Below are 13352 nucleotides of genomic sequence, written 5' to 3'. Positions count from 1 at the left end.
GAAAAAACCCGGCAACCGCCGGGTTTTTGTTTCACACTAGCGACATCGCTTCTCTGATTAAAAACGGAAACTATGAAAAGCATCCTGATTTGCATTGATAAATTCGAACATTTTAATCAAATCGAGACGACGTTTTGCGATGTTATCGAGTACTTCCTGCAGCAAAACTGGCAGGTCGATGTGGTCGCCAATAAGGTGGGGCGCTATTGGCTGACGCGTCTGGAAAACCACGCCCAGCATCAACATGTCCGCTTTGTACCGCCTTCAGAACATGAACTGCGCGCTGAATATGAGCTTATCTGGATTTTCCAGGGTTATGTCAGCGAACAGCTTAATTTTGCCCTGCAAAAACAGGCAATCAAAGGTAATGTAATCTTTCAACACTTTGATTATTATGCAGATGTAGATTTACCCTACGGTGCCGAACTGGAAAATCGCCTGGCCTGGCAAAGCCTTTATTTTTCCGCGCAAATGCACTTTGTGCTGGCCGATAAAGGCATTAATTCAAATAGGCTCAGGCCGCTACCGCTTTCGTTTTCACCCGAGTTTTCAGCTAATAGTGATGTTCCATCCCGCGATGGCGCATTAAAAACCGCCCTGGTTATCCACTCCGGGAACATTCCTGACAGCGAACGTCAGAGCGAGGCTTTTAAGGCCTTGGGCATTGAGCTGCATTACTATAACCTGGACTTTGCCGTTGAGCCCGTTAGCGCTGAACTGATGGCAAGCTACCCGTTAATTATCACTACCGGCAGATTCGCCGTGCAGGCGATGAGCCTGGGTATTCCGGTTGTGCTGTCGAATGGGTATTCGACCTCGGGTTACCTTAATCAGACTAATTATGCCAGGTTTGCTGAAGTAGCCTTTAGCGTCCGTAACGGTATTGCGGTCAGCGATCCTGTCGAATGGGCTCGTTCCGTTATAGACGGTTACGCTCGCGCGAAGAAATGGGCGCGGGAGTTACAAAAGCTGGTTAGTCAACAGTGCAACCTTGAGCGCTTGCTCGGTGGCATTGTGGCGGGACTTCCGCCGGCAGAAACGCTGTCCATTAATGATGAAGAAAGCCGCAGCCTGGAATTACACAGAAAGGTGATGGAAGGGCTGGATCATGAAAACATCTCTGTACAAAGCTGGCTGGCTGACAGAAAACCTTCCCCGACCCGCATGGCAATTCTTCACTCATTTATTCAGTCATACCCGGAGTTTGGGCAGATAGCCGTTGCGGTCATTGATACGGACGGTGATGCAGACAAGCTGACACACACGCTGCAATCATTAAGTGCTCAACATCTGGCCGCGCAGAGCGTGACCGTGATTAGTCAACGTCCTCTGCTTGATGTCGAGGGAATCAACTTTATCAGTGATAAAGACGGCGTCAGCCAGGCGCTTAACCAGCTAGCCAACGTTACGGATGCTCGCGGAATTTTAATGCTGACTGCGGGAGCCAGACTTGAGCCACACGCCTTATTACTTTACGCAGAATACGGCCTGCGAGAGCCGAAGGTAGGGGCCTGGTATTGCGATGAATATGTTATCGACGAGCACGGAGAGCCTCAGCTTTCTTTGAAGCCGGACTGCGATATCGATTTGCTGCGTAGCGTGCCCTACATCGGCAGTACGCTGTTCATTACCGTCGACAGCTGGCGAGAGCACGGGGGGCTGTCTGCGTCATATTCGCTGTTTGCTGGCTTAGATTTCTGTTGGCAACTGATTGAAAAGCATGGTCCTGTGAGCCTTGGGCACGTTAATGATGTGCTGGTAAATGTCCCACACAGGCTAGAAAGCCTGATCAAACAACCGGACATAAGCGCTGAGCTTGCGCAGGTGACGAACGCCCATTTCCAGCGCTGTGGTCTTGCTGCTCAGGCTGAGGCCAACGGCTACAATGGTGCGCTGCGGGTTGTATACCCACTGCCCGTTGAACCTCTGGTTTCTATCATTATTCCGACCCGGGATCAGTTGCCGCTACTCCGACAGTGTATTGAGTCATTGGTTGAAGTGACGCGTTACCCGCATTATGAAATTATTCTGGTTGATAATGACTCGCAGGATGAAAACTGCCGGGATTATCTCGATCAACTGGCCGGTTTCTCACCTGACAGCATTCGAGTTTTCCGCTGGGATAAACCGTTTAACTTCTCTGCAATAAATAACCTGGCGGCAGCGCAGGCGCGTGGCCAGGTGCTGGTGTTCTTAAATAACGATACTCACTTGGTAGATGCCGACTGGCTTACCAGCCTGCTTCGCCACGCTTTACGCCCCGAGGTCGGCGCGGTAGGGGCACGTTTGGAATACCCTGATGGGCGGGTTGAACATGGCGGGTTTATCAACGGTCTTGGACTGGGAACTCAGGTTGCCAACCAGGGGGCAGGGGCCGAAGATGCCGGGTTCCTGTTGCGGCTTCAAACGACTCGCGGCGCAGCGGCCGTAAGCGCAGCTTGCATGATGGTGCGCGCCGATGTGTTTGCCGAGGTTGGCGGGTTCGATGAGCAAAACTTCCCCGTCTATTTAGCCGATGTTGATTTTTGTTTGCGCCTGCGTGAACTGCACTATTTAACCGTCTGGACACCAGACTCTCGCGTGAAGCATTTGGGCGGCGCGACGCGTCTGTTCACGGAAAAATTTGGCATTGCGGCGCACCCCGATGACGACATATTCGTTCGTCTGCAGGGTAAATGGGGGAAAACGCTGGCCAAAGATCCGTTTTACAGCGGTCATCTGGCGCGCGTTGGGTCACTTTTCCGGCTGGGAACACGCACGGCGCGTATTCAGCCTCCGCTGCCGGGCAACCCCTTACCGGTGGTGATGGCATCACACGTTAACTGGACCGGCTGCGGCAACTATCGGGTGATGAAGCCCTGGCAGGCGCTGGAACGCGCATTATGCCTTGAGGGCGGCGTGATACATGGCTTCCCTTCAGTGATGGAAGTCGCCAGCGTTCAGCCTGATATATTGCTGCTGGAGCTTCCGCTTGACGATCGTATGTCAGAGATGATGCAGCAGTACCGCAAGGTGAGTTCGGCCAGTCTGGTGATTGAGTATGATGATAACTACCTGAATATCTCCGCGAAAAATGCTATGGCCTCGAGCTTGCCGAAAGACATGCAGCGCCGGCTGCAGCTGCTTTCTGAGCAAGCTGACTGGATGGTGGTTTCAACGGAACCGCTGGCTCATGCATATCGTGAGTTCCACAGCGATATTCGGGTGGCACAAAACCGCCTCAACGTTGAGCAGTGGGCACACCTGAAAAGCCGCAAGCGTGAAGGTAAAAAACCGCGAGTAGGCTGGGCCGGTGGCAGTAGCCATACGGGCGATCTCGAACTACTTCTGCCGCTCATGAAAGCGCTTGAGGACGAGGTAGACTGGGTCTTTATGGGCATGAAGCCGGAAGGGGTTCGCTGTGAATTCCATCTGGCGGTGCCGTTTGAGCTTTACCCGGAAAAGCTCAGTACCCTGGACCTGGACCTTGCTTTGGTGCCGCTGGAGAATAACGTATTTAACGAATGCAAAAGCAACCTTCGCCTGCTGGAACTGGGCGCCTGCGGCGTGCCGATTATCTGTACCGACATTGAGCCTTACCGCGGCGATTTACCGGTCACCCGGCTGCCGAACCGTTTTGCCACATGGTTAAGTGCTATTCGGGAGCAACTTGCTGACCGGCAGGCGTTAAGCCAGCGCGGTGATGAGCTGCGAGCGGCTATCCACAAGGACTGGCTGCTGCAGGATGAAGGGCTCAACGACTGGAAGCAGGCTTGGTTAAGCTAACGTTTAATGATTGACTGCTTGCCCTGCGGGGCAAGCGTTAATGACCGGATATAGCCCCCGATCCCTTCGGTTATTCTTCCCTTAGTTAATCCCGCCTGAGTCAAAATACAAGTAATACTGCGCCTGTGAGCCGCTTATCTTACCTGTCCGGTGGCTGAATCCCAGCCATAGCCGTTCGGTATTTCAGGAAATGAACATGTCATTACAGCTTGAGTTCCCCTACCTGTTGTTAGCCCCGGACTACCGTGAGTCTTCTCTCGGCATTCAGGTTATGCACCGGCTTTGCCATATCATTAATGAGGCGGGGGGAAAGGCGTGGATGGTGGGCGGCACGGTTAACCCGCAGTGGAATACGCCAGCATTAACGGATGAAGAGTATCAGGCGCTCATATCGGGTTTCCAGCCATGGATTGCCGTTTACCCCGAGGTGGTTTCGGGGAATCCACTTTCGGCACCAGTTAGCGTTCGCTATATGCTTAATCGTGAAAGCGTGATTGCGGGGAACACAATTGATGCCGGCCCGGACGATCTCTTTTTCTGGTATCGCGATGAGTTTGCCGACAAAGAGCCCAACGTCAATTTGCTGTCTATCGAGTGCTACGATTTTTCGCTGTTTCAGGATGATAATCCGGTTAAAGACCGTGATTTTCTCTACCTGAACAGGGTACCCGAGTCAGTGGTGGATTATTCCGTCTTGCCGGAAAACATCACCGTGCTGTCGATGAGAAATCCCCTGCCTTTATCTGAACTGGCTTTGATGCTTAAACGGGGCCGCGTGCTCTATACCTTCGAGGCCTCAGGAACCTGCGTACTGGCAAACTTATGCGGTTGCCCGGTGGTTGCTATGCGGGCACTGGGCTATGAACATTACTCCCTGAATGAGCAAACCTTTAAAGATATGGGAGGCGCAGGGTTTGGTTATTTTGACTCCCCTCAGGCGCTGGACGAGATTCGTGCAGGGTTACCGCGAGTTCGTGAACACATGCTAAAAGAGCGTCATCTCCAGGCGCTGCAGATGGATAATTTCCTGCAAATGACGCAGCAGAAAGCCAGAGCGCAGGATGAAGCTCGTTTTCTGACTACGTTTGGCGGCTGGCTTCAAAATCGTACATTCCCAGTTCCGCAAAACCCCGCCGCGGTGGCTATCCTACATGTTATTTTCTGCCGTGAAGCGTTTGAGCACGAGATTGTTCTTTCCCTGAACTCGTTAATAGAGCAGGGCGTGGCGGAGAAATCAGTGCTGCTGGTCGTGGGGGATGCGGCCGCTGAAAGCCAGACGTTGGCTTTCGGGATTGTGGATGAAAATGCGTGGATTGAGCGGGTGATGGAGCTTGCGGAAGCGCGCCATTTTGACTGGTTACACTGTATTGATGCCGGGACAGAATACGCTCCTGCCAGTATTGCCATGATGAATCGAGTGCTCTCTCAGGCGGGTGAGTGTCGGGCAATTTTTACCGATGAAGCTCTTCGTCATGAGAACGGCGAGGTCACAAGCGTACGTAAGCCTGATTTTAACCTCGATTTATTTCTCTCTTCACCGCACCGTTACCTGAAGCGGGTGTGGTTCCGACGGGACGCCTGGATAGAAGCCGGTGGCTTTAGCCCTGAGGCAGGCCGAGCCTTCGAATTCGAGTTTTTGGTGAATGATATTCTGCAAAGAGAGAGTGGTGGTATTGGTCATATCGCTGATATTACGACAATTGTTCCGGTTTCCCAGTTTAATCAGGCTAATGTGCATGAAGAAGAGCAGGTTCTCCGGAGCTATCTACAACGCCGCAAATATAATGAGGGGCGGGTCGAAAGGCAAAATAACGCCTCCTGGCGTCTGATTTATGATGCACCGAAAACGCAGATTGTCAGCATTTTGATAGATGCCGGAGAAGAACCTGAGCGGCTTGTTCGCTGCCTTGAGAGTTTGATTAATAACACAGAGTGGCCCTATAGGGAGGTATTACTGGCGGTACGGGAGAATGCCGGAGAAGCCATGCTGCAGGTTGTCCAGCAGTTACAGGAGGCCTTACTTCTTAAGGCTGTTATCTGCGAGGCGGAAAGCAGCTACGCCAGCCGTATGACGCTCCTTGAGCAGGAAGCCTCAGGCGAGTATTTGCTGTTGCTGAATGTGCATACTCTCTTTGTCCTGAAGCAATGGCTAACGGTGTTGGTTAGTCATGCTCAACGTCCAGAAATCGGCTGTGTAGGGCCAAAGATCATCACGCTCGATCAGCGTTTACTTAGCGCCGGGATGATTGTCGGGGCAAACGGCTGGTTCGGCCACATTGGTCAGGGAGAGTCCTGGCAATCAGAAGGTTATCTGGGACGCTACCAGTCGGAGCAAAACTACTCGGCCATTAGCGGAAACTGCCTGTTAATTCGCCGTGAATTGTGGCAGCAGGCTGGTGGGATCCCGGAGGGTTATACCGATGAAGGCGTTATAGAGGTTATCGCTTCCCTGACGTTCCGGGTGGCCGGGTTTATGAACGTCTGGACTCCGTTCAGCGTTGTGGCTTCGGATAATGCCAGGCTGGTGAATTCGAATCTCCAGGGGGTTAACGAGCAACGCAGCGCGTTACTTGCCTCGATCCCAGAGTTTTTTGCCGAGGATCCAGCCTATAATGTCAATCTGATGCTTCAGACGCCGTTGTTCTCTGCTGACAAGGCGCCTTTTCTCTGGCAGTACAGTTTTAGCGATAACCTGCCGCGCGTGTTGCTGATTGAAAACATTGAAGAGAATGAATATTCGCTACGCATAGGTAACCTTCTGCAAGTGCTCTCCAGCGAGGGGCTTATTGTACTCGAGCGGGGGCGTGAGTTACCTCTCATTCCGGAACTGATGCGTCGGGCCCCTGCCGCTATTGTATTGACTGGAGCACCCGATGAGAATCTGGCATCCCGTCTTGCCGTGACCCTGGCGGTCTTGCCGGTTAACGTTTATGCGCTTGCCGATGCTCCGGGAAGTGACATTCAGTGGCAGAGCGCGGTGATAACAAAATGGCTTACCTGGTCAGCCGGGAGAGAGGCTCAACTGACCCGGCGCAAAATACCCGTGGTCAGATTACCCATTGTTTTGATGCCGGAGAAGCAGGATGAAATCAGAAAGACAACAGGACGTCAGCGCGTCGTTTGTATGCCTGGTGACGCGTCAGAAAGTGAGCTGGCTTTCATCGAACGAATGATTGTTGCCACTAGTCCCTCTGTTGACTGGATTATCGCCGGTAGTTGGCCTAAACGGTGGGTGCCTTTGGTGGCAGAAACCGTTCGTTTTAGTGAGAAACGAATCACGCAACGGGCGTTAAGCCAGCTTAAGGCTGATAAGGCAATTGTTTTCCGTCATCAGGGGGAACACAACCGGTTTAAAGATGAATACCTCGCGATCCAGCTTGCCGTCAGCGGTATCGATGTTATTGCCAGTGATGTTGACTCTCTTAGCCAGGCTATTTCATCTCACTGTCTGAGAGCAGATCTGCAGGTATGGCAACAGGCCATTCTGACTCCTCTCAGGGAGGGCGTGCCGAAGGAAAAACTCAGCCAGTTTATCTGGGATCGTGACGCCGTGCCGGAATCTATTCATGAACTGTTCCTTTAACCACGGGAAATAACCAGCCACGGCAAGGGATTAGTCGTTCAGGTAAATGCCCGTAGAAAAGCGCTTTGTTTTGGCGATAAGGCCAGGGACGGTTTTGCTACCATTGACTATCTCTTTTCTCACCCACAGGTTTAGTTATGGGCAACAACGTCTTTGTCACCAGCCCGCTTTTGCCGCCGCTGGAAGAGTTTCTCCCTTACATGGAGAAAATCTGGAAAAACCGAATTTTGACCAACGGCGGAGAGTTCCACCAGCAGCTCGAACAGGCTCTGGCAGAATACCTGGGGGTAAAATATGTTTGCCTGTTTTCAAACGGCACCCTGGCTTTATTGACCGCATTGCAGGCTCTCCGCGTAACGGGGGAGGTTATCACCACGCCTTATTCGTTTGTGGCGACTTCCCACACCTTACTGTGGAACAGGCTGACTCCGGTATTTGCCGATATTGATCCAAAAACATTTAATATTAATCCGGATCGGGTTGAGGAGCTGATTACCCCGCAAACGACGGCGATTATGCCCGTACATTGCTACGGTATTCCTTGTGAGGTTGACAAGCTCCAGCAGATTGCCGATATCTACGGATTAAAAGTTATCTATGATGCGGCCCATGCGTTTGGCGTTAGACAAAACGGCATGAGCATTTTGAACCACGGTGACCTATCCGTACTAAGCTTCCACGCCACAAAAGTGTTTAACACGTTTGAAGGTGGCGCGATTATCTGTCACGACGAACGTACCAAGCAACGTATCGACTATCTGAAAAACTTTGGTTTTGCCGGTGAAACGCGAGTCGTTGCCCCGGGCATTAACGCTAAGATGAACGAAATGGAAGCGGCATTTGGGCTGCTGCAGCTGCAGCATATTGATAACGCTCTGGCCGCTCGCGCAGCTATCTACCAAAGGTATTGTGAGAAATTAACAGGCGTACCTGGGTTGACATACTTTGATCCTAAGGGCGGATTTGAGTGGAATAACGCTTATTTCCCTCTGCTGGTGGAGAAAGAATATCCGCTAAGTCGCGATGAACTCTATGACTCACTCAAGGAAGAGGGAATTTATTCACGCCGCTACTTTTATCCTCTTATTAGCTCTTTTGCTATGTACCGACATCTTCCAACGGCGGAGGCAACGCACTTGCCTTATGCTAATGAAATTGCTGAGAAAATACTCTGTTTACCTATTTATCCAGATTTGCAGCTTGAAGATCAGATGCGTGTAATAGACACGATCATTAAATTCGCGGATAAAAATCAGTCGCGACACGTAGCCTGATGAGTCTTGAAATTGAGAAAACGTCGGCCACTTCTAAGTGTGAGAATAGAATAAATATGCAGGATAAGGATCTTTGACAGTGAAAATTGCGGTAATGCAGCCCTATTTTTTCCCCTACATTGGCTATTTTCAGCTAATGGCCGCGGTGGACCGCTTTGTGCTGTTCGATAACGTACAATATGTCAGACAGGGCTGGATTAACCGCAATCGTATTCTCCTTGATGGCCAACCAGGCACGTTTACCTTACCGCTAAAAAAAGCGTCACGCTTTCTCAACATTAATTGCCGGACGCTTTCAGAGGAGCCGTTCAGAACCCGACTACTCAACCAGCTACACGCCGCCTATCGCCATGCGCCTTATGCAAATGATATTTTTCCGGTACTGGAAGAGATTGTTGAGTTTGAAAGTTCTGATTTGTTTGCTTACTTACATCACTCTCTGAAGGTTCTCAAGAGGGTATTATCCCTGAAATGTGAGTTGCTGATTTCTTCCGAGATTGATATCGATCCCACTTTACGTGCGCAGGACAAAATTCTCGAGATATGCCGTAGCCAGCGTGCTGATACCTATATCAACTTACCCGGAGGAAGAGCGCTTTATTCGGCTGAAGCTTTTGCACAACAGGGGATGACGCTGCATTTTATTCAGCCAGATGATTTTCATTATCCTCAGTACGGAGAGGCTTTTGTCCCCTGGTTGTCAATTATTGATGTCATGATGTTTAATTCAAAAAACGCGGTTATAGGGCTATGTCAGGAAAAATGGAGCCTGAATTAACCATGCTGCTAAAATACAATACAGCCTGCGTTCAGGATATTATCCTGCACTTGAAAGGCGGCGAGCCAGGCTTTGTGAAACAGCTAACTGCCAGAGTTGACATTGAAGGCTATGCCAGGAAGATTAAAACCCATGCGCACTGTTTTGAAGCTTGGGAGCAGGATACGTTAATTGGCCTTGTTGCGGCTTATCTTAATGCTGAATTACGCTTTGGTTACATCACCAATGTGTCTGTTTTACCCGGCTTTCAGTCGCGCGGCATCGCGAACTTACTGTTAAATAAATGTATTAATCAGTTCGGTATTTCTGGCATAAACACCCTTGAACTGGAAGTTTATAAAGACAATGAGAGGGCGCAGCGACTTTATTTAACACACGGATTTGTTGTAAAAAATAGTGAATCTGACTTTCTTAAAATGGTGCGTTGCGGTGTGGAATAAAAATTGATAATGCGAGTTCATTTGTCTTTTTTTGCATCTTTTCGTCTCTAAATATGTAACTGATATCCCAGGCGCCGTGCGGTAACCTCCAAATAACCCCCCATTTCACCCACTATTCATCCGATTAAAACCCCTGTAGAAACGGATAATCATGCCGATAACTCAACTAACGCAGGGCTGTTTATCGTGAATTCACTGTATACCGCTGAAGGTGTAATGGATAAACACTCGCTGTGGCAGCGTTATGTACCGCTTGTGCGTCACGAAGCATTGCGCCTGCAGGTACGTCTGCCGGCGAGTGTGGAGCTCGACGATCTGCTACAGGCAGGCGGCATCGGGTTGTTGAATGCAGTCGAACGTTACGATGCCCTGCAGGGAACGGCATTTACTACCTACGCGGTGCAGCGCATCCGTGGGGCGATGCTTGATGAGTTGCGCAGCCGTGATTGGGTGCCGCGAAGCGTCAGGCGTAACGCTCGCGGTGTGGCACAGGCGATTGGTCAACTGGAGCAAGAGCTGGGGCGTAACGCTACCGAGACGGAAGTCGCGGAGCGACTGGACATCCCGCTCGAAGAGTATCGCCAGATGTTGCTCGACACTAATAACAGCCAACTCTTCTCTTACGATGAGTGGCGGGAAGAGCATGGCGATAGCATTGAACTGGTCACCGAGGAGCACCAGCAGGCAAACCCGCTACAGCAATTACTGGACAGCAATCTACGCCAGCGCGTGATGGAAGCGATTGAAGCTTTGCCGGAACGCGAACAACTGGTGTTGACGCTTTATTACCAGGAAGAGCTGAATCTCAAAGAGATTGGTGCGGTGCTTGATGTGGGTGAGTCCCGGGTTAGCCAGTTGCATAGCCAGGCGATCAAGCGTTTGCGCACCAAACTGGGTAAGTTGTAGGGAGTGCCGCACAATTATCTGACGACCTGGGAATTATCATGACGGTGCAGCAGTCAAAAAGACGGCCATTAAGCCGCTATCTCAAAGATTTCAAACACACCCAGACACATTGTGCACATTGCAGTAAGCTGCTCGACCGCATCACGCTCACGCGCAGCGGGGTGATCATCAATAAAGCCACCATTGCTCAACTTGATACGCTTATTGATGAGGCCACCTGGCTTATCGAGCAGAAAGAGTGGATGGCGCTGTGTCGTTTTTGCGGTGATTTGCACTGCAAAGAACAAAACAACTACTTCGATATTATTGGCTTTAAACAGTATCTGTTTGAGCAGACTGAAATGAGCCACGGGACGATTCGTGAATATGTGGTTCGTCTGCGCCGCCTGGGTAACCATCTGAGCGAACATAAAGTCCCACTTCCCGGCTCGCTGCAAGGCCTGCTGGACGAGACGCTGGACGCCTGGCTGCCCCGTACCAGCACCAATAATTACCGCATTGCATTACGCAAATACTGGCAATTCCAGGTACAGGGCCATGCGATCCCGCGCCAGGAAATTAGCGCAACCTCCGATATATACTAAATTTGCATAAGTTGTAGCGGACTGGTTTTGATATATCCCGAAGCCGCCCGCTACACTACAAAAAAATGTAAATAATCGGGGTAAACATGAAATTAAAAATGATCGGGCGTCAGGCACTGATGGGCGTCATGGCCGTTGCTCTGGTGGCTGGCGCAAGCGTGAAAACTTTCGCGGCTGAAAACCTTCTGAATAAAGTAAAAGAACGCGGCACGCTGCTGGTGGGGCTGGAAGGCACTTATCCGCCGTTCAGCTTCCAGGGAGATGACGGCAAGCTGACCGGCTTTGAAGTGGAATTTGCCGAACAGTTGGCTCAGCACCTTGGCGTGAAAGCAGCCCTGAAGCCGACCAAATGGGACGGCATGCTGGCGTCTTTAGATTCTAAACGCATTGACGTGGTGATTAACCAGGTCACCATTTCCGACGAACGTAAGAAAAAATACGACTTCTCCACCCCATACACCATTTCCGGTATTCAGGCCCTGGTGAAAAAAGGCAACGAAGGCGGGATTAAAACTGCGGCAGACCTGAAGGGCAAAAAAGTCGGCGTGGGTCTCGGGACTAACTATGAGCAGTGGCTGCGTGAAAATGTTCCTGGCGTAGATATCCGTACCTATGATGATGACCCTACCAAATATCAGGATCTGCGCGTGGGCCGTATTGACGCGATTCTGGTCGACCGCCTCGCCGCGCTTGATCTGGTGAAGAAAACCAACAATACGCTGGCGGTAGCGGGGGATGCGTTTTCTCGTCAGGAAGCTGGCGTTGCCGTGCGTAAAGGTAATGAAGATCTGCTGAAAGCCATCGACGCGGCCATCGCCGAGATGCAGAAAGACGGTTCTCTGGCTAAGCTGTCCGATAAATGGTTCGGGGCGGACGTTACTAAGTAACGCGGTATCACAGTGAAAAGGTGCTGATTTCAGCACCTTTTTTTATTTACCGCAGAGAGGAAACCCATCTCTCTGGTGCATAATGAAACTGGATATCGATATCGGCTCAGGAGGCCCTATGTCACTGCATCACCTAACGCGTTTTCCTCGTCTGGAATTTATTGGTGCGCCCACGCCGCTGGAGTATTTACCGCGCTTTTCGGACTATCTTGGCCGTGAAATCTATATTAAACGTGATGACGTGACGCCGATGGCGATGGGCGGCAACAAACTGCGCAAGCTTGAGTTTTTAGCCGCGGATGCGCTGCGGGAAGGGGCCGATACGCTGGTCACCGCCGGGGCGATTCAGTCCAACCACGTTCGTCAGACTGCGGCGGTGGCGGCCAGGCTTGGGCTGCATTGTGTGGCGCTGCTGGAAAACCCTATCGGAACGCAAGCCGAAAACTACCTGACTAACGGCAACCGCCTGCTGCTGGATCTCTTTAACGTCGAGGTCGAGATGTGCGAGGCGCTAAATGCCCCGGATAAACAGCTGGAAGCGGTGGCTACGCGGCTGGAAGCCCAGGGATTCAGGCCTTATGTTATTCCGGTCGGCGGCTCTAATGCACTTGGCGCCCTGGGCTACGTTGAAAGCGCGCTGGAAATTGCCCAGCAGTGCGAGGATGCCGTCAGCCTGTCTTCCGTGGTTGTGGCCTCCGGCAGCGCGGGGACACATGCCGGCCTGGCGGTTGGTCTTGAACAACTGATGCCGGACGTGGAGCTGATTGGCGTTACCGTTTCCAGAACTGTGGCGCAGCAAAAGCCTAAAGTTGTTGCCCTGCAGCAGGCCGTGGCGCAGTCCCTTGAGGTTAGCGCGACCAGCGACATCATCCTGTGGGATGACTACTTCGCGCCGGGATATGGCACGCCGAATGAAGAAGGTATGGAAGCGGTAAAACTGCTGGCCAGACTTGAAGGTATTTTGCTTGACCCGGTTTACACCGGCAAAGCGATGGCCGGCCTTATCGACGGCGTGGCGCAAAAACGATTTAAGGATCAGGGGCCAATTGCCTTTATTCATACCGGCGGGGCACCGGCGCTATTTGCCTACCATCCGCATCTGTAAGACGCGGGCCAGGTTTTAATCATCGGGAAT

The 13352-nt window shown here is 51.4% G+C and carries 9 protein-coding genes; all 9 read left to right on the top strand.

The annotated features are described in order from the left end of the window. Positions 1-72: 72 nt before the first annotated feature. The gene (locus tag VW41_13670; GenBank protein ID AJZ90000.1) at positions 73-3765 is read left to right on the top strand and encodes a hypothetical protein; all 3693 of its coding nucleotides are present in this window, start codon (positions 73-75) and stop codon (positions 3763-3765) included. 196 nt (positions 3766-3961) lie between these two features. Continuing rightward, positions 3962-7348, top strand: a complete 3387-nt coding sequence (locus tag VW41_13665) for a hypothetical protein (protein AJZ89999.1) — start codon at positions 3962-3964, stop codon at positions 7346-7348. Positions 7349-7485: 137 nt separating this feature from the next. Beyond that, the gene (locus VW41_13660) at positions 7486-8622 is read left to right on the top strand and encodes an aminotransferase (protein ID AJZ89998.1); all 1137 of its coding nucleotides are present in this window, start codon (positions 7486-7488) and stop codon (positions 8620-8622) included. Positions 8623-8701: 79 nt separating this feature from the next. Next, positions 8702-9400, top strand: a complete 699-nt coding sequence (locus VW41_13655) for a WbqC-like protein (protein ID AJZ89997.1) — start codon at positions 8702-8704, stop codon at positions 9398-9400. Positions 9401-9438: 38 nt separating this feature from the next. Next, positions 9439-9840, top strand: coding sequence for a hypothetical protein (locus tag VW41_13650; GenBank protein ID AJZ91973.1), 402 nt, complete (start codon positions 9439-9441; stop codon positions 9838-9840). Between the two features lie 186 nt (positions 9841-10026). Then, entirely contained in the window at positions 10027-10746 is a 720-nt protein-coding gene (gene fliA / locus VW41_13645) for a flagellar biosynthesis sigma factor (GenBank protein AJZ89996.1), read from the top strand. Between the two features lie 38 nt (positions 10747-10784). Beyond that, entirely contained in the window at positions 10785-11330 is a 546-nt protein-coding gene (locus VW41_13640; protein ID AJZ89995.1) for a flagella biosynthesis protein FliZ, read from the top strand. Positions 11331-11416: 86 nt separating this feature from the next. Beyond that, complete coding sequence (locus VW41_13635; protein ID AJZ89994.1) at positions 11417-12217, top strand: cystine transporter subunit; 801 nt, start codon at positions 11417-11419, stop codon at positions 12215-12217. A gap of 118 nt (positions 12218-12335) precedes the next feature. Continuing rightward, a complete protein-coding gene (locus VW41_13630) occupies positions 12336-13322 on the top strand; it encodes a cysteine desulfhydrase (GenBank protein ID AJZ91972.1) in 987 nt (328 codons plus the stop codon). Positions 13323-13352 lie beyond the last annotated feature (30 nt).

The organism is Klebsiella michiganensis (assembly GCA_000963575.1).
Lineage (GTDB): Bacteria > Pseudomonadota > Gammaproteobacteria > Enterobacterales > Enterobacteriaceae > Cedecea > Cedecea michiganensis_A.
Note: the sequence above shows the minus strand (reverse complement) of the source record. Positions and strands in the feature narration are given on the sequence as shown.